The 17,790-nt window shown below is 48.6% G+C and carries 13 protein-coding genes and 1 tRNA gene; 11 read left to right on the top strand and 3 right to left on the bottom strand.

Annotated elements, in window-relative coordinates; translation table 11 throughout:
• Window positions 1–34 precede the first annotated feature (34 nt).
• A complete protein-coding gene (locus Q9O24_09160; GenBank protein MDQ7075301.1) occupies window positions 35–445 on the bottom strand; it encodes a hypothetical protein in 411 nt (136 codons plus the stop codon).
• 39 nt (window positions 446–484) lie between these two features.
• Here Q9O24_09160 and Q9O24_09165 point away from each other — a divergent pair, with 39 nt between their 5' ends.
• The 8 genes from Q9O24_09165 to Q9O24_09200 all read left to right on the top strand — a co-directional run bounded on the left by Q9O24_09165 (window position 485) and on the right by Q9O24_09200 (window position 14,548).
• Window positions 485–988: a hypothetical protein gene (locus tag Q9O24_09165; GenBank protein ID MDQ7075302.1), complete on the top strand. Its 504-nt coding sequence runs from the start codon at window positions 485–487 to the stop codon at window positions 986–988.
• Between the two features lie 12 nt (window positions 989–1,000).
• Window positions 1,001–4,192, top strand: coding sequence for a hypothetical protein (locus tag Q9O24_09170; protein ID MDQ7075303.1), 3,192 nt, complete (start codon window positions 1,001–1,003; stop codon window positions 4,190–4,192).
• A gap of 11 nt (window positions 4,193–4,203) precedes the next feature.
• The gene (locus Q9O24_09175) at window positions 4,204–4,458 is read left to right on the top strand and encodes a hypothetical protein (protein ID MDQ7075304.1); all 255 of its coding nucleotides are present in this window, start codon (window positions 4,204–4,206) and stop codon (window positions 4,456–4,458) included.
• Complete coding sequence (locus tag Q9O24_09180; protein ID MDQ7075305.1) at window positions 4,455–7,829, top strand: hypothetical protein; 3,375 nt, start codon at window positions 4,455–4,457, stop codon at window positions 7,827–7,829. Before Q9O24_09175 ends, Q9O24_09180 begins: the two co-directional genes overlap by 4 nt.
• Window positions 7,830–7,850: 21 nt before the next feature.
• Window positions 7,851–8,408, top strand: coding sequence for a heme-binding beta-barrel domain-containing protein (locus Q9O24_09185; protein ID MDQ7075306.1), 558 nt, complete (start codon window positions 7,851–7,853; stop codon window positions 8,406–8,408).
• Window positions 8,405–10,210 carry a BamA/TamA family outer membrane protein gene (locus Q9O24_09190; GenBank protein ID MDQ7075307.1) on the top strand — a complete coding sequence of 602 codons (1,806 nt, stop codon included), beginning with the start codon at window positions 8,405–8,407 and terminating at the stop codon, window positions 10,208–10,210. Before Q9O24_09185 ends, Q9O24_09190 begins: the two co-directional genes overlap by 4 nt.
• A gap of 65 nt (window positions 10,211–10,275) precedes the next feature.
• Entirely contained in the window at window positions 10,276–13,026 is a 2,751-nt protein-coding gene (locus tag Q9O24_09195) for a hypothetical protein (protein ID MDQ7075308.1), read from the top strand.
• 22 nt (window positions 13,027–13,048) lie between these two features.
• Window positions 13,049–14,548, top strand: coding sequence for a translocation/assembly module TamB domain-containing protein (locus Q9O24_09200; protein MDQ7075309.1), 1,500 nt, complete (start codon window positions 13,049–13,051; stop codon window positions 14,546–14,548).
• A 57-nt stretch (window positions 14,549–14,605) separates the two neighbouring features.
• Here the strand turns inward: Q9O24_09200 and Q9O24_09205 are convergent, their stop codons facing one another.
• Entirely contained in the window at window positions 14,606–15,277 is a 672-nt protein-coding gene (locus tag Q9O24_09205; protein ID MDQ7075310.1) for a Bax inhibitor-1/YccA family protein, read from the bottom strand.
• A 190-nt stretch (window positions 15,278–15,467) separates the two neighbouring features.
• On the opposite strand from Q9O24_09205, the gene Q9O24_09210 reads away from it, so the two are divergent.
• The 3 genes from Q9O24_09210 (at window position 15,468) to Q9O24_09220 (ending at window position 16,919) form a co-directional block, all read left to right on the top strand.
• A tRNA-Ser gene (locus Q9O24_09210) sits at window positions 15,468–15,557 on the top strand.
• A gap of 225 nt (window positions 15,558–15,782) precedes the next feature.
• Complete coding sequence (locus tag Q9O24_09215; protein MDQ7075311.1) at window positions 15,783–16,433, top strand: CDP-alcohol phosphatidyltransferase family protein; 651 nt, start codon at window positions 15,783–15,785, stop codon at window positions 16,431–16,433.
• Between the two features lie 60 nt (window positions 16,434–16,493).
• Window positions 16,494–16,919: an adenylyltransferase/cytidyltransferase family protein gene (locus Q9O24_09220; GenBank protein ID MDQ7075312.1), complete on the top strand. Its 426-nt coding sequence runs from the start codon at window positions 16,494–16,496 to the stop codon at window positions 16,917–16,919.
• An 18-nt stretch (window positions 16,920–16,937) separates the two neighbouring features.
• On the opposite strand, the gene Q9O24_09225 is transcribed toward Q9O24_09220, so the two are convergent.
• A complete protein-coding gene (locus Q9O24_09225; GenBank protein MDQ7075313.1) occupies window positions 16,938–17,750 on the bottom strand; it encodes an inositol monophosphatase family protein in 813 nt (270 codons plus the stop codon).
• Window positions 17,751–17,790 lie beyond the last annotated feature (40 nt).

The following is a 17,790-nucleotide window of genomic DNA, read 5'->3' on the forward strand; positions in this document are numbered from 1 at the left end:
GCCGTATTATTTTACAGTGCAGAGGTGGGTGGGTTTAGAAACGATAGGGCAGTGCGAGGAAGAGTACAAACAGCGGCAGGTACCAGATTGTGGCCAGCAAAGACCAAACCAGCAGGCGCATGTTCTCGCTTAATGCATCACCCGTGGCAAACATCAGGGTGAAGAGCAGAATGTTCCATAAGATCAGCATAAATGCGTTTTCGATCAAGCTTTGCCAAGAGAAGATCAGCAGCAGCGCGAAAATATAACCCGCTGCGATATTGGTCACTTTCTCTGTGGTGCTGGCATCTGGATTTAGAAACAGCATGAAAAACCATAAAACAACCGAAAGGCCAATAACACCCAGGAGAGGCATCAAGTAAGCTAAAAAAGCGGATCGTGTGTTGGTGTTTGAGCTGTCCATTATGAATATCCTGTTAGGAAAAAAAGCTTGCCAGAGCACCATTTTCAGCTATGGTTAACAGACAGTATAAGGAGATTTACAATGAGTTCAGAAAATTTATTTAACCCACTGAAAATTATCATGTTATTGATGTTCGCAACTTTTTTAGCCAGCTGTGGTGGTGATGGAGGCTCGACCATCAACACCAATACAGCAACCGATACCCTCAGCAGCCTATTTGAGCGTGAACTCAAAGGCTGCGCTTTGAACTGTCATTCTCCTGGCGGCAGTGAGGAAAATGGTCCTAATATGAGCACTAAAGAGACCTTTCGCACTTCATTGGTCAATAAAAATTCTTTGGATTATCTATCGCCTCTCTGGATTAAAGGTTCCACATGCAGCCTTGCACTGAGTTTTATCAAGCCAGGTGATGCGGCTCAGTCGATGTTGCTGGCAACCTTTGTTCAAGCTCAGTCTGATATTTTGGCCGCAGCCACCAATTGCATTACCTCATATAACGTCCATGTTGCTAATCGTGTGAGTTTGAGTGCGACAGGCATTGTTGATCTGACCTCATGGATCAATAAAGGGGCGCTGAACAATTAAAAAGCACATTGAATGATGTATTGGCTGTTTAAATGGCTGCTGGCTATGCTCTCAACTTTGCTGGTGGCTGCTGTTTTGTTATTGCTTTCCAGTTATCTTTTGCTCAGATCTCCTTTTTTTTATCACACCCTATTGCCCCAATTACAGCCCATTTTGCAACAAAATGGCCTTCGCATTAAGCAATTGCAATCCTTGGAAATTGATCTGTTGCGTGGCATCAAAATTTCTGGCCTCAGCTTGCATTGGCAAGACAACGAAAAAAGCTGGGTTTCGTTGCAGTTGGCTGAATTTGAACTGCGTTATTCTCTGTCAGAATTATGGCAACAACGTCTGTTTATTGAAGCGTTGACGTTGAAAAAGCTTGATTTAGAGGCGGAGTTACAGGCAGTAGCACAGCTTGAAAAACAAACCGAAGAACCGATTGATTGGCAACAGAAGATCAGCGAGCAGGCTTTACCTCTGGTGGTAAAAAACATATCCCTTACGCAGAGCCAGCTGAAAATAACCTTGTTAAAAACAGAAGAAAAAGTGCAAATTGAGACCGGTTTGGATTATCAAGGCGAGTTGCAGTGGCAAGGAGATGAAATAAAAAGCCAACAGCGTGTTGAACTCAGTGCTCTCAATTTTTCACGGTGGCATAACAAGGTGCAGCAGACCTTATCTAAGGCGGATTTATCGCTGAAATTGGATCTGGATCTGCTGGATTTGAAGCATGAACCCAAGTTGGATTTTAATTCAGAGTTAGAGTTCAATGCGGGCAAGCTGTTGCACAAAACCTCAACGCTTCAATTAGTTTTTCAACCGCAAGGGCAATTAAGCCTTAATGGTAATCTGAGTGAGTTAAGCAAGCCTCTGGAAAGTTTATATTTTGAATTTGAACAGAATTTTTTAATAGAGCGATTTGAGTTGCAGCAGCAGCGTGAAGAGAAAGGCAAAGTTGAAACGACTCGGTTGGCAAAACAACAGGCTGTTTTCAGTGGTGAGTATAAAAAGGGTCACATTCAACTTCAGGGTGAGCTGGTTCAGCAGCAGTTACAGTTGCCGCAACTGAAAAAATGGGTGAATACAAAACAGCTGATTCACCTAAGCAGCGATGTGGCTCTGACTAAACCGCAGTTAGAAATCCAGTTTTTTTTGCAAGGTCAGCAGCTTCTTGCTCTGAATATAAGTGCAGAAAATACAGAAAATAGCTTGATGTTAAAGCCTGATCTGATGTTGTACGTTCGGCAAAATTTATTGGCCTACAGTGATTTAGCCAAGCCGCTGGCTCAATTTGGAGGGCAAAAAATAGAATTGCAAGCCGAAGTAACACTGCATCATCAGCAGCAGAACATTCAATCTGCTGATTTTAGCCGTTTTATGCAGTGGCCTGCGAGTGTGGAAGGGCAAATGAGCTTGACTCAGTTAAGTCAGCCGAAACAGAAAAACAGTCCGATTTATAAACAGCCAATTAATGTGAATTTTTCCCTTAAAAAAGAGGGTCGGTATCAGGTCGAATGGCAGCTTAAAGCCCCCCAGCTCAAACTGGCCGAATTAAAACGCGCCATTGCCCTTGAGTGGCAAAACAGCAGTGAATTTCAATGGCCTCTGCAACAGAGCAGCATCAAGGGTTCTTTGAGCTTGGATCAAAAACCCGTACTGTCGTACCAACTAGAGCTGAGTGATCGAGAAAAAGAGGCAAAAATAAGTGCCACTTTGGATCTAACGTTAGATCCAAAGTGGCGGCGTTATCATTCCAATTTGGCGCAGTTGGATCAATTGGGGCGCAGCGACCTTAACTGGAATCTGCACGCCACGTTGCAGCATCGTAAACCGAATTTGTTGTCTTTGTTGGCAGAGGATCTATCCCAAGGCCAAATTCAGCTGCAATCCAATATCAGGGTGAAGCAGCGCAGTCGCGGTACGTTGTTGCAGTTTAAACAACCCCTTGAGCTAAAACAGCAGTTGAACTGGTCAGGGCGCGGACTTGAGTTGGCCAGTCAATTCACAGCGGGGCATTTAAAGGTAAACAATCTGTTTAAAACAAAAAATTTACAAGCACAACTACAGCTTGAAACAGATGTTGTGCCAATCCCGAAAAAAGCTAAATTAACACTTACTGCCGATGCAGAGTCACTGATTTTTAAAGACGGTTTTGAAACCGCTGCTCTGCTGTTTCCTGTGCGCTTGAGTGCCAAAGGGCGGCAAACGGGTCAGCAGTTGGTGTTGGATGAATTTAACGTGGACTTGAGTAAAAAATTATTGAATCTGAAGTTGTCAGCTAACTTTAATCCGCAGAACAACAGCGGTCAGGCCAGTGGTCTGTTGCAGAGCTATCTGCGCCCCCATTTATTGCATCAACCGGCGCTCTCGGGCAGCGGCAGTGTGGCATTGCCGTGGCAACTGACTCTCGAAGAGGGGCGGCGGGCGAGTTTGGAGGCGGAGATGACTTTTACCGATTTTGCTCTGTCACTGGATCAAATGGCGCTGAATAACATCAATGGCTCGCTGAAAATTGCCGAAGAGTTGCAGCTCAACGACGATAATACCGTGGGTTTTCGTTATCTGTTGCACGTTGATCCGTTTCAACGAGTGGATTACAGCCGTGTGCAACCGCAATTGTTGAGTCGGCAAAACTTAAGCATCGAACAGCTGCAACTCGATCATTACCAAGTGGGGCCGCTGCACGCCAGCTTGGGTTTGGAGCAAAATTTATTGAAGTTGCAACAGTTTGATTTGGCGCTGTACGGAGGGTTTATTACCGGCCAGTTTTACCTTGATGCCACGCCTGGCAATTGGAAAATTGGTTTGTTAAGTCGTCTCAGTCAAATTAACCTCCAGCCGTTGTTGGCAGAAGATTCAGTTTATAAAGACAGCCCACAAAACCCCATCAGTGCGCGTACTGCGTTGGAGTTTGATCTCAAGCGGCGCTTGTTGGAAGGCCGCGTTGACATCAGTGATATCAGTCGTGAGCAGCTGTTGCAACTGCTGGAACTGTTTGATCCAAATTATGAAGATGAGCAGTTGGCGAAAATTCGTGCCGCAGTGCAAATTGCTTATCCAGAATGGCTGGCGCTCAAGATGCAAAAAGGCTTGCTGGATTTGGAGCTGTCACTGTCATTAATACCAGGTACGTTGCGGGTACAAAATTTACCGCTGAGCCCCATTTTGGAACGTTTTGCCGGTGAGGCATTGAATAATATTGAGGCGTTACCGCTGCAATAAAGGAGTTGTTGATGAAATTTGGACTGTTTTTAATAAGCGTGTTGGTCTCTGGTTGTGTGGCGCTTCCGGATGTCTATTTAATTGATCGACATACGGTAATGGAAGCTGAAGCGTCGGGTGAGTGGCCAGAGCTGGAGCGACGTTTAGCACAGCAGGCGCTAAAATTGGGGCCAGAGTCGCTGCTCATCGGTCAGGATGATCCGCGTAAAAAAAGAGCCTTTAGCGTTCTTAATGGTGAATTTGTGGTGGAGTCAAAGTCGCAATGAACCGGTTATTGATGCTGTTTTTTTTGCTGGGTTTGGTGTCGGTTTCTGTAGCTGAAGAGTCGGACGAATGGCGTAATAATCGCATTGCGTTGTTGGATAAAATCACTGTAGGGCCGTGGGATAATTTTCAAGCCACGGTCAGTCGTGATGATCAACAGGTTGTTTTTACCCGTGACCGTAATCAGATCCCTAATTTATTTCAGCTGGATCCAGATAAAAAAACCTTACAGGCGGTGTTGCGGGGGCGAGACGATGCCAAAGATGCCACTTTTAGCCACGATGGTAAGCGGTTGCTGTTTACCCGTTATCGGCGTGATGCACAAGGTAATATCTGTCTGTTAACCTTGGGTCAGCAGGAGCCTGACTGTTTTACCGATTCTGCGACCATTGATCACTCACCCTTTTGGGTTGGTGAAGATAAAGTGGCTTATCTGCGTCGCAGTGCCTTGCAGTTGCAGTGGCAACTGGTGCTGTATGATCTGAACAGTAAACAAGATCAGGTGCTGTTTCACGGTAATTTTTCTTCTGCCACCGCCTCGGTTGACGGTCGTTATCTGTTGTTGAGTGAAATCACTACAGAAAATAAGCGACAAACAAAACGGTATGATTTTGAGGATCAATCCCTAAAAATATTGCCTGAGTTTGATCTGCCTGGTATCAGTGGTTTTCAACGTTTTTCTAATGACGGTCAGTGGCTCTATTTCAGCCGTTTTATGAGCGACACCAACAACGATCAACTGATTGACGGCAATGATAATGGGGTGATTTTTCGCATTCCGTGGCAACGTTTTTTACACGCCAAAGAACGGCTGCTGCCTGAGCAGCTTACTTCGGTAAGCAATAACTGTAAATTCCCTGAACTGAGTGATAGCCACCTCTATTTGACCTGTGCTTTTGAAGGTTCGCTGGACATCTACCGCACTCGTTTGCAAGGTGTGGTGCCACAGCAGTGGGGAGTGGAGCAGTTATGGGAAGCGCATCGTGCTGCGCGCAGCCATGCAGCGCGTTTGTTGATTCTCAATACGTTGCGTTACCGTTTTCCTGCGGTTGATAATTCGATTGTCGAACGTATTTTGAGTCACCATTTGGACAACGCTGAATTTTCTGCGGCGCGTTATTATTTGGCTCAGTTGCAACAGGAGAAGAGTCAACAGCCCAATTTAGCCCTTTTTTACCAAAGCCTGAATCGTTTGTTAGCCATTCGCTCCAGTAAGCAGAAAATACCGGTGGGTATTGTGACCGCGCGTTTTCAGCGCTGGGTTAAAGATGAACGTCAGCAATTGCAACAGGGGTCGCAGTGGCCAGAGTTAAAAAACTTAGTTCATGCTTATCTTGATTATGAGTTAGAACAGCAAGAGAGTGCTTTGCAGCGCTTGAATCAAGTGGGTTTGCAAGCAGGGCAGTTTCCATTGGAGGGTTATTTAGCCTTTGAACTGTATAAATTGTTGCTGCAAGAAAGCGATTCAAAGCGATTGTTAAGTCTCTATCCGGAGATGTTTAATCACGCTGATTTTTCCCTAGAAGCACAACTTTATTATGCGTTTCACTATCTGAAATTATTGGCTCAATTGGAGCCGGATCTGGCACAGCGCCAGCAGTTGCTGACATTGCAAAAAAAGAGCGTGGTAACGGAGGTGCAAAAGTTGTTTGCGCTTGAGCTGGCCGGTTTAACCTTGGTGCAAGCCGCTGAGCCACTGCAACAGCAGCAGGCTTTTGCGCGTATGAGCCAACTGTTGCGTGACAGCCAGCATCAGCCGTTGCTGCGTAAAGTGGCTCATATTCGTGCCATTCAAATTTTGGCTGCTGCTGAGCGTTACGATTTTATGGAGTTGATGTCGCGCAGTTGGCTGTTATTGACTCATATTTCTGAGATGGAATTTATAAACAGCCGTGATCAATACGCCACCATTATGTTGGATAAAGCCTATGGTCTGATGCAGCAGAGTCAGCTGGCCAAAGCCTATAATACCTTTTACAGTGCCATTCGCCAGACCGATGATCTGGAAGCGCATTACCAGCTGATTGAGCTGGCGGCCATTCCGAGTCTGAATAAAAAAGAGAACCTGAAACAGGTTTATGAGCTACTGGAAAAGCAGAAACTGTTGGCGGTCAGTGCGCCTTATGTGCAGGCGTTGCAACTCATGTTGGATGAAAAAAGTACCGAAGAGCAAGAGGCAAAAGCGCTGGCGCTGCTGCAAACAATGGATCACCGCAGCAGTACGCCAGCGATGCAGGAGCTGTTAATGGGGGTGATTTACCATCGGCAGTTACGTCGTTCTCAGCAAGGCTACCGTTTTGATCAGCCCCTGTTTCAGCAGGCGCATCATCATTATATGATGGCGCTTGATTTTGGTCGTGAAAACCAGCGTATCAATGCCGTGGTGTGGGAGAACTTGGCTCACTTGCATCTGGATGTGCGGCATTACGGTTTGGCCTCTGGGTTTTTTCAGCACCGCTTGACTGCGCCTTTTTTAAATGCGAAACGGGAGGCCAATCTGCGCTGGTTTGCGGCGCGGGCGCTGTTTTACAGCAATCAACCACAAGAAGCGCAGCAGCAGGCCGAGCAAGCCTATCTGTTGGCTAAACAGGCCCCTAGCTTAGAGTCGTTGCCTTTTTTGGAGAAATGGGCTTTTTATACTTTGCAAGCGGAGCATTACATTGAGGCTGAGCAACGTTATAAAACGCTGTTGGCGCAGTCGGATAAATTAAGTGTTAACAACCAAATTAAAGCCCGTTTAGCGTATGCTTATGCCCTGAAAAAACAGCAGAAAAATAGGCAAGCCGTTGATCAGTATCAGCGGGTTTTGCAATTAAGTGCTCAATTGAAACCAGAAGAAAAAAGCCAAACCCAGCTGTTGAAAACCGATGCGGTGCGTTATCAACTGTTGGCGCACGGTTTTTTAGCGCAGTTGAATGGGGCGGATAAGGCCGTTGTGCATCATCAAACACGGATCGCTCTTTGGCAGCAGATTGAAGCAGAACCAGAAACGTACGCTTACAGTGAGGCGAGCCGTCTCTCGTTTCTGTGCAAAGATCAGCAGCAATTGGCGTTGACGTTGGAACAGGTGGGGCGTTTAGATGAGGCATTCCAAGCTATGAATGCCGCTTTGCACAGTGCAGCACAGTGGAGTGAAGAGAGTGAAAACAGCACGGGGCCGGTGATTTATCGTAGCTTGGTTAATGGGCTTAGTTTTTCTCTGTTGCATCCCGAAGAAGCTAAGCAGCATCAGCTTGAGCCGTTAGGCGAATGGGTGAACGCAGCTTTGCAGGGTTTTGAAAGTGCCGTTTATCGTTCTGAAGTGTTGCTGGAGCAAGAGGCGCGATTGCGCCGGTTGTGGGAAAGGTATTCTGAGAGTGTGCTAGGACAATGAATAACCCATTAGGAGAATAAAATGAGCGAAAAGATAACAAATAAATTGGGCCCTTTAGCGGCTCTTGTTGGCTGTTGGGAGGGAGATAAAGGCGTTGATGTTTCCCGTGTTCACAGCAAAGTGAAAGAGACTCGCTATCGTGAAAAGGTGACCTTTGAAGCGCTCGGCCCGGTTAGAAATGGACCGCAAGAGCTGTACGGCTTACGTTACTCGATGACGGCATGGCGCTTGGGTGAAAACGATGCGTTTCATGAAGAGCTGGGATATTGGTTGTGGGATGCGGCCAATGAACAGGTGTTGCGCTGTTTTATGGTGCCGCGTGGGGTGTTGATTAACGCGGGCGGTGATGCGTATGTTGAGAGTAAGCGGTTGCATTTGTCCGCCGAGGTGGGTTCTGAAACGTATGGGATCTTGTCCAATAAATATTTGGATGAATCGTATAAAACCATGAAGTATATTTTAGATGTGGTGATTCATGATAATGGCCGTTTTAGTTATAAAGAGACCACTCAATTATGGATACCGGTGAATGAAGCCCTTTTTAATCATACGGATGAAAATACGTTAGTTAAAGTATGAGGTTTGTAGGACGGTATCAATCACTTGTTCTAGGGCTGTTATTCAGCCTCTGGCTCTCGCCGTTGTGTGCGGAGTCGAGCCGTGACTTTGCTTACGAGTTGGAGATTGAGGTGGATTCGCGCGGCTTGCAGCCCTTGTTACAAGGCAGTTCTACTTTGCAGAGTTTGCAAGATCGACCACCAGAGTCGCTGCTGGGGTTGAAACGACGTTTGCAAGCAGATCTAAAACGTTTTCAGCAGGTGCTTCGTTCCGAAGGGTATTACCAGCCTGATCTACGTCATAAAATCAGTTCACGTCAGAGTGATTTTAGCCCTTACCAAGTGCAGATCACGATTAAAAAAGGCGTGCTTTACCGGCTTGCGGCGTATCAAATTCGGCTCTATCGAGGTGAAATTACTTGCTTGAAAGATGACGCACATTGTCCGGCGTTGCCGCCTTTAAAAGAGCTGGGTATCAGAGTCAATATGGGGGCGAAAGCAGAGCGCATCATTGCTGCTCAGCGTCTGTTATTGTCTTGGTTTAAAGAGCGGGGTTATCCCTTTCCGGGTGTGTTGCAGCGCAAAGTGTATCTACAGCAGAGCAAAAAAAGTCTGCGGGTGGTATTGGATCTGGATTTGGGGCCATTGGCCAAAATGGGTGAAGTGCAGATTGTGGGTCTGAAAGAGGTGAAACCGTCGTTTGTGGCGGCGCGGCGTGATGGATTGGAAGGTGATCTGTATCAGCAGCAGCAACTGAATGAGATGCGCTCACGGCTGATTAAAACCCATCTGTTTGAGACCGTGAGGGTGCGCGCAGGCAGTGAAAATGAGGGCGTGGTGCCGTTGCAGGTGGTCTTGGTAGAAAATGAGCACCGCACCTTAGGCACGGGGATTACCTACGCCAGCACCGATGGCATGGGGATCGAAGGCTCTTGGCAGCATCGTAACTTTACTGGTGTGGGGGATAATGTGCGGGTGGATTTGGATTGGTTGCCGCAACGCCAATACCAAGAAGTGACGCTGCGCCGCCCGAATTTAGAACACTTGGGTAAAACGCTCTTTTTTACCGGTACGGCAACGCAAAAACAGAGCGATGCCTTTGATCAATACGGGGCTGAGGCCACCTTAGGCCAAGAGCTGAAATTGAATGAGCACCTGAGTTGGACCTACGGTATTTCGGTCAGTTACGATAATTTGGATGACAACGAAGGCGACCATCGAGCAGTGTTGCTGGGTTTGCCAAACAGTTTGAGTTGGGACAGTCGGGATGACTTGCTTGATCCCCGCGATGGTTTTCGATTTAAATTAATTGCCACTCCCTTTGCGGGCAGCTTGGAGATGGACTTGCGGTTTCTTAAACTGGAGAGTCGGGCTTCGTATTATTTGCGTCTGAATAAAAGCGGTTCGCAGTTGTTGGCCAGTCGCTTTCGATTTGGTTCTCTGCAAGGCGAAGCTTTGCTAGATATTCCGGCCAACCGACGGTTTTATGCGGGCGGGGCGATTCGCGGTTACGGTTTGGATCGGGTTGGGCCTCTGGACAGCAACAACAATCCCACCGGCGGCCTGTCAGTAGTGGAGTTCAGTTTTGAGCTGCGTTCTCGCATCAGCGAGAGTTTTGGGTTGGTGCCTTTTTTTGATGCAGGCAATGTCTACGACGACCGTTTTCCCGACGGCAAACGGGAACTGCGCCGCAGTGTGGGTTTGGGCATTCGTTATTACACTGCCATCGGGCCGATTCGTTTTGATTACGCCGAGCCGCTGGATCGGCGTGAAGGCATTGATGAGTCGTATCAAATTTACATTAGCATTGGGCAGGTGTTTTGATCTCTTTTGTGGTGTCTATGCCGAGGCGATTTTTTCTGACGCTGTTGTCCTTATTGGCAATACTTTTGTTGCTTTTGAGCCTGTTGGTTTTGCTGGGGCAACAGCCAGATGGGGCGCGTTGGCTGCTGCAACAGGTGATCCCCTTAGCCGACTCTGCCCCTAAAAATAGCCCCTTTACGGTTCGTAAAATCGAAGGTCAATTCCCACAAAATATTACTCTGCGCGGCCTGTCGCTGCGCGATGAACAGGGTGAATGGCTTTTGGCCGAAAGGGTAAGGTTGCAGTGGTCGCCGTGGGTTTTATTGCGCGGTGACTTAAAACTGCTCAAGGTGTTGGTTGAAGAGGTGCAGGTGATGCGTTTGCCACAGGCTCGCACAACACCGGCTAAAACGGAAGCCCGTTTGCCACAGTTGCCGAACCTGCCTTTTGGGGTGCAGTTGGATCGATTGTCACTGAAAAACATTCAACTGGCCGAAGCGGTATTGGGGCAGGCGGTGGTGCTGGACATTGACGCGCAGCTCATTTATCAAAATGGTCAAAACGTGCAAGTGTTGTTTTCGTTGGTGCGCCAAGATCGACGCGGTGAGGCGTATCAGCTGGTGCTCAATTGGCAGCGCAACGTTGGTTTGCAGGGTGATCTGAGTGTGGTCTCTCCAGAGGGTGGACTGTTATCACATCTGATACACCCTGATGCACCCGCATTGCAATTGCATTTGAGCGGTCGGGGGCCTCTTTCCGAGTGGCAAGCCGAATTGCACTCTACCGTGGCCGGTTGGGGTGAATTGGAGGGCGGTCTGCGAGCTGATTTACGTTTGCCACAACAGTTGAAGGTGCAGCTCTTGGCTCGTCCAAGAGAAAAAGTGCCGGTGCAGTATCGCACTCTGTTGGGCGAGCGTCTGGCTTTGGAGTTGGATGTGGCTTACGACTGGCAATCGCCACTGGTGTTACGTCAATTTGAGTTGCAAACAGCGGTGGCGGATCTGAGTTTGAACGGGGTGCTTTCACCGCAGTTGCAGCTCTCAAAAACCGATCTGAAATTGAGGATAAAACAGCCTAAATTAATGCAGCCGTGGCTGGAGGGAGTGAAGATTCAGCAGGCGGTCTTAAAGGCGCAGCTGCACGGTGCGCTGACAGAACCCAAAATTTCAGCGCAGCTGCGGCTCAAAGATCTGTTGCTGGATAAGATAGCCTTGTTTCCAAGCCTTTGGATTGATGCTCAGGCCGATCTGAGCAATTTAGACGTTATCAAACTGAAATTGAGCGCAGCGGAAGCGAATTTTTCATCAGCTGAATTGCAGGCGTTGTTGTCTGGCAGGTTGGCTCTGAATCTGGAAGCGGCTTTGAATCTGAGGGATCAGACCTTGACGGTTCCCAGCGTGAGTTTTACCAGCTCGATGCTGAAACTGGATGGTAGTGCAAAAACGACTCTGGATGGTCAGCAAGCCAAGGCTTCTCTGCGTGCAACTGTGGCTGAGATTAACTCTTTGGCAACGGTGCTGGCATTTCCCGCTGAAGGTCATTTGCACCTTGATTTGCATGGGCATCTGGAGGGCAGTCACTATGTGCTTTCATTGGCCACTGAGCTGAAAAAACTGGCGCTGAAATCTGAGCCAGTGCAGCAGTTGCTGGGGTCTGAGGTGAAATTGCAGTTGGAGAGTCGCGGTGATCTGGGCGGTGAGCTGCGTTTAACTCAGCTGCAATTGCGGGCGCAGCATTTGAATTTACAAGCCAGTGGTAAGCTGACATCTGATCAGAATTTAAAGGCAGAAGTGGATCTGGTTTTGGATGATTTGAATCCTTTGGCGGTAGAGTTGAGCGGAGCCGCTCTGTTGAGTGCCGAGTTGGGTGGTTCAGTGCAACGCCCAAGTTTGAATTTTAAGCTGAAATCAAAGAAGCTGAATTGGCAGCAGCATCAATTCGATGACCTGCAAGGCCAGCTTACCTTCTCCAATCTATTGGGAAAGGGTCGAGGCAAACTGTCGCTAAAAAGTGGCGGCAGTTTGGGGGCGATCCTTTTGAGCGGTGATCTACAGCGCAGCGTCAAAGGTGAGCTGAAATTAAGCCAATTGAGCTTACAGGCGGCGGATCTTGATCTGCGCGGTGAGGTGAAAGTACCTGCTTCAGGTCTGCCGCTGGTGGGCAAGCTGAACTTGAAAATGCCGAGCATGACGTTGATTAAATCGCTTTCGGAATCGGAGTTGGCTCTGCAAGGCCGTGCTGAATTGGATTTGGCGTTGTCGGCGAAAGGCAAAGAACAAAATCTACAACTGGATCTGCGCAGCAGTGAGCTGCAATTTGAGCAGCATGGGGTGCAAAATCTGCACCTTAGTATTGATCTGCACGATCTGATGGCAAAACAAGATTTGAAACTCTCTCTGCGCGCCAAACAGATTCGCAGTGGTCTTTTACAGCAGGCGGACGTTTCGCTTGATGTGGCTGGCAGGGAGGATAAATACACCGTTGAAGGGCGTTTATTGGCGGAGTTGCCAGGACGACTGGAGCTGGATTTCAGCAGCCGTCTGGATTTAGATGAGTCGAGTGTGCAGCTCACTTCTTTGCACGGTTGGTTGGCTGAGCAGAAATTACTGCTGTTGCAACCGACCGAGATTGCGCTGGGTGATAACGTGGGCTGGAAAAACCTTTCGCTGGGTCTGGGTGAGGGACGTTTGGACTCTGCGTTTCAAATGCAGGCTCAGGCTCTGAGCCTTTCGTTGGAAGTCAAGCAGTTGCCTCTGGAGGTGATTCGGTTGCTGTTGCCAGATCAGGCGTGGTCGGGGCAGCTGGACGCTCAGGTGCGTTTGCAAGGGTCGAGCTAAAAATCCTCAAGCGGATATAAAGTTGAGCCTGAGTGAGTTGAAATTGGAAGACAGTCCTGAGTTTGAGGCTGAGGTGCAGGCAGAGTGGCGCAAAGGCAAGGTGGCGTTAAGCGCGCAGTTGCAAGAGGCGCGAGGCAATCCGCTGATTTTGAGTGCCAGCTTGCCCGTAAAAGCCAGCGGTGAACGTCATCTGCCGCAGCTCGAAGAGGATAAAAAATTACAGATGAATCTGGATTGGCAGGGCGATATCGAACCCCTTTGGACGCTGTTGCCATTGCCTGAACACCGTCTGCAAGGCGAGGCGACGATGTCCTTGGCGTTGCGAGGCTCATTCGATAAACCCAGTTGGCAGGGAGCCGTTTCTCTGGCAGATGCCCAATACGAAAATCTCACTCACGGGACGTTGTTACAGAACGTGACTCTGCAAGCAACGTTGCAAGAGGCGAAACGTGTGCTGTTGCAACTGTCTGCCGAGGATGGTCAAAGAGGGACGGTGAAGCTGAGTGGAGCGGTGGGTCTGTTTGCGCCAGAAAAAACCGCTCTGAATATTGTGATTAAGAATGCGTTGTTGTTACGCAACGATGCCCTGCGCTTGCAAGCGGATGCGGATTTGGATTTTGTTGATCAGGCTGACGGTTATCTGTTGAGTGGGCGAGCAGAAGCCAAATCGGTGTTGTTGAATTTGGCGCAGCAGCTACCTCCGTCAGTGGTGGATCTGGAGGTGATTGAGCTGAACGATGAGGCTTTGTCGCTTGAGGGTGGCACGGCTTCGGCGGAGGCGAATAGAATTAAACTGGATCTGCATGTGGATATGCCACGACGAGTCTATTTGCGCGGTCGAGGTCTGGAGTCGGAGTGGGGTGGTTCGTTGAAGGTGAAAGGCGACACTGCACAGCCGCGTGTGAGTGGCCGGTTGCAGGTTTTGAGTGGCGATTTTGTTTTTGTTGGTCGTCAGTTTGATTTTGAGCGCGGCAGCATTGAGTTTTACGGCAGTGATGAGATCGACCCGCAGCTTGATTTTCTGCTCAGTCACCCGTCGGCTTCCATGACCACGCAGTTCTTGCTCTCTGGTCTGGCTTCAAAACCAACCTTAACCCTCAGTTCCGATGACCCCAATCTGCCTGAAGATGAGGTGTTGTCCAAAATGCTGTTTGATAAAGGCAGCACGGATCTGTCGCCATTGGAGGTGTTGGAGTTAACTCAAGCGGTGGCGGAGTTGAGTGGTTTGCTGAGTGGCGGTGGTGGTGGAGTCAGTTTGGATTCTATTTTGGGGGCGTTGCGTCAAGCGTTTGGTTTTGATGTGCTGCGTATTCGGGCGGGGGATGCCGAAGGAGAGGGTGCGACAGTGGATATGGGAAAATACCTCAGCGACAGTGTTTATGTGGGGGTTCGGCAAGGCGCGCAACCGGAGGACAGTGAAGTGACGGTGGAGATCGAAATCTCGCCGGAGGTGAAGTTTGAGAGTCGGGTGGGGGAAGCGAATAAAAACCGCAGCAGTTTGAAGTGGGAGTGGGATTATTAGAGAGTCTGTATTTCCACGGAGGATGTAGGGGCAGAAAATGTTCTGCCCCAGGATGTATCAGTCGTCGCCGCTCATAAAGCCCAGTAGATGCAGCAGACTCAAGAAGAGGTTGTAGATGCTCACATAGAGGGTGACGGTGGCCATAATGTAATTGGTTTCGCCGCCGTGAATGAGGTCACTGGTTTGATACAGAATCAAGCCCGACATCAACAGAATGAACATGGCTGAGACGGCCAGAGAGAGGGCGGCGATTTCAAAAACCGCTGCGCCAATTCCAGCCAGAAAACCGACCAAAATCCCCACCATCAAAAATCCACCCATAAAGCTGAAATCTTTTTTGCTGGTCAGTGCGTAGGCAGAGAGGCCGATGAAGATGGTGCCGGTACCGGCCAGAGCCATCATGACCAGCTCGGTGCCGTTAGAGAAGGCGTTGACGTAGCTGTTGATGATCGGTCCGAGGGTGATGCCCATAAAGCCGGTCAGCATAAAGACAAACAGCAGACCCAAGCCGCTGTTGCTGAATTTACTGGTTAAAAACAGCAGGCCAAAATAGCCGACCAGAGTGATGATCATGCCGGGATGGGGCCAGTTGAGGGTCATGGAAATACCCGCCATGGCGGCGCTAAAGAGCAGAGTCATGGAGAGCAACATGTAGGTGTTGCGAATGACTTTGTTGCTGGCTAGAACGCTCTCTTGAGGGGCGTAGCTGATGTTTTCTTGTTGTTTCATGCGGATCTCCGTGCTTAAAAAGGCGTACTTTTCTAGGATCATAAAAAGGGGGATTGGTTCTCTGAGTCTCCTTTTACGTCTGCTTTGAGGGGTTGTCAATCAGCCATTGCGAAGAAATTTGCGAAAAACGCTCTTTTTTCTCGCAAAACTCTGGCCAATCAGGACGGATTTCAGTATCATGCGCGGCTCTGGAGAGGTGGCTGAGTGGCCGAAAGCGGCGGTCTTGAAAACCGTTGAAGGTTTGTCCCTTCCGTGGGTTCGAATCCCACCTTCTCCGCCATATGTAATGATCTAGGCGCTCTTAGGAGCGCCTTTTTTGTGTCTGAAGTAACATCAGTGAAGTAAACAGAGAGGACTGGTCTGATCATCAATGCCCATTACTTGATGCGAGTGTGGTTGCAGAGAGTGAAGTGACTCACTCATAATTTTATCTGCCTGAGGTTTTGGTGAAATCCATCAGATCCTGACTAAGATAGATGCTATAATGATCGTTTTTAGGATTTTAATGACCTCTAAGACGGAATCTCCAGAGTTACCGCCAACGATAGTATCCTTTGTGAAGGATCTTCCTAACGTGTGTTCGCTGTTGGGTTTGGCCTGTACGGTGCTGGCCATTTATTTCAGCATTTTGGGCGTTTATCACGCGGCAATGATTGGAATGATTTGGGCGGTTGCCTTTGACTGGGCAGACGGCCTTATTGCTCGAAGAATGAAAGGGCGAACGGGCAGTGATCGAGCGTTTGGTGGGCAGCTGGATGTCTTAATTGATATTGTGAGTTATGGTGTTACCCCAGCGATTCTGCTGTTGAGCTACGGGAAATTTGAGCCGATCTTTTTATTCGGTGCTTTTATCATGCTCGCCGCGAGTGCAATCAGGTTAAGTTATTTTAGCGTATTCGGTCTTTCTGGTGGTTCGAAATACACCGGGCTGGCTCTGGATAACAACAGCATTATACTTGTGTTCATCTTTTTGTTTGAAGGCCTTTTTAGTACGGGAACTTTTTCTGTCATTCTTTATATGAGTGGTTTAGGGCTGGCAGCGTTGAATGTGTCGCAACTTAAAACCCCCAAATTTTCTGGCAACCCCATCTATGTGTATATTCTGGCGTTTTATACGCTTGGAATAACGGCTGTTTATGCTTGGCTCCTTTTATAGGAGGTACTTAGATTAGAAAAATTTTGCAAAACCATGTTTATCTAGGAGTTAATGAGCACGATGGTCGTCTACACGGTAGGTACGTTTGATTTATTGCATGTCGGGCATCTGGCATTGTTGGAATATTGTGCCACATTAGGCGATACGGTTGCCGTTGGCGTTGCTGCGGATGACGTGGTTAAGTTGTATAAACCGAATGTGCCTGTTATCCCACTTGAACAACGCATAGAAATGCTGCAAGCATTGAGCTGTGTGGACATTGCTCTTCCATACCATGAGCTTGATTACATTTCTGTCTGCAAGGAGGTTAAAGCCGACATTTTTGTCATCGGAGAAGACTGGGGTAGAAAACCTCACAATCAAGGCGTAGAAAATTATTTGAACGCTCAAGGGAAAAAAATCGTTCAAATTAAATACAATCCACGCACCTCTTCGACAAAAATAAAACAAAGTATTGTGACTCAATTTCAAAGAGGGGTTCAATAATAACCCCATTTTGATGAGTTACAACGCCAGCGCTGCAAATACAGCGTTCCGCCAAACGTCAAAATACCCCGCTTGAGATGCACCAATAACCGAACGGGGTGTGAGGGCATTTTGAAACACGGCCTCACCCTCAAGGGTACAACTCTGTCCACCGGCCTCGGTTAAAATCAGCTGACCTGCACTGTAGTCCCATAATTTCTGTTTGCCGTGCAGATACACCTGCACTCGACCGGCGGCCAACCAACACCAATCCAATGCCCCTGACCCAAAACTGCGTTGTGAACTGTAAGGCGGATGGCTGGCCATCTGCGCGGCTAAGGATTTTGGCAGACGTTTGAAGTCGATCTGCGCCATGCATTGATTCAGCGGCAGCAACGTCTGTTCAGTGGCGTTCAGTGGTTCACCGTTCAGCCACGCACCTTCTCCGGCAATGGCACTAAAACACTCTTCTCGCGTTGGGTCGTAGATCAAACCCAGTTGCACCTGATTGTCGATCAGCAGCGCCAAGGAGATGGAGAAACAGGGAATACCGGCGGCAAAATTGCTGGTGCCGTCCAGTGGATCAAGCACCCAGAGGCCGTTCTGGCTGTTGTCCATCACACTCTGTTGCTGCGTCTCGCTCATCTCTTCGCCCAGCAGGGCAATTTCTGGCCACTGCTGTTGCAGAGCGCGGGTGAGTTTTTCTTGGCAGGCGTGATCGGCTTCGGTGACGATGCTGCCGTCGGTTTTGAATTGGCGTTCCATGTGCCGAAAGCGGGGCATCAGTTCCGTGGCGGCGGCATCGCGCAGCAGGGTTTCGAGCGAGTTTAACAGGGCTTGTTTGGGGTTCATGGTGGTTCTGCTGGTTAAAAGGGGCAGTTTATCCTTTCGG

This window comes from Gammaproteobacteria bacterium, from assembly GCA_030949385.1.
Lineage (GTDB): Bacteria > Pseudomonadota > Gammaproteobacteria > JAUZRS01 > JAUZRS01 > JAUZRS01.

Excerpts from the sequence above, each read along its gene's own strand:
- Q9O24_09160 (MDQ7075301.1), bottom strand. The coding sequence starts at position 445 with ATGGTGCTCTGGCAAGCTTTTTTTCCTAACAGGATATTCATAATGGAC.
- Q9O24_09165 (MDQ7075302.1), top strand. The coding sequence starts at position 485 with ATGAGTTCAGAAAATTTATTTAACCCACTGAAAATTATCATGTTATTG.
- Q9O24_09170 (MDQ7075303.1), top strand. The coding sequence starts at position 1,001 with ATGATGTATTGGCTGTTTAAATGGCTGCTGGCTATGCTCTCAACTTTG.
- Q9O24_09175 (MDQ7075304.1), top strand. The coding sequence starts at position 4,204 with ATGAAATTTGGACTGTTTTTAATAAGCGTGTTGGTCTCTGGTTGTGTG.
- Q9O24_09180 (MDQ7075305.1), top strand. The coding sequence starts at position 4,455 with ATGAACCGGTTATTGATGCTGTTTTTTTTGCTGGGTTTGGTGTCGGTT.
- Q9O24_09185 (MDQ7075306.1), top strand. The coding sequence starts at position 7,851 with ATGAGCGAAAAGATAACAAATAAATTGGGCCCTTTAGCGGCTCTTGTT.
- Q9O24_09190 (MDQ7075307.1), top strand. The coding sequence starts at position 8,405 with ATGAGGTTTGTAGGACGGTATCAATCACTTGTTCTAGGGCTGTTATTC.
- Q9O24_09205 (MDQ7075310.1), bottom strand. The coding sequence starts at position 15,277 with ATGAAACAACAAGAAAACATCAGCTACGCCCCTCAAGAGAGCGTTCTA.
- Q9O24_09215 (MDQ7075311.1), top strand. The coding sequence starts at position 15,783 with ATGACCTCTAAGACGGAATCTCCAGAGTTACCGCCAACGATAGTATCC.
- Q9O24_09220 (MDQ7075312.1), top strand. The coding sequence starts at position 16,494 with ATGGTCGTCTACACGGTAGGTACGTTTGATTTATTGCATGTCGGGCAT.
- Q9O24_09225 (MDQ7075313.1), bottom strand. The coding sequence starts at position 17,750 with ATGAACCCCAAACAAGCCCTGTTAAACTCGCTCGAAACCCTGCTGCGC.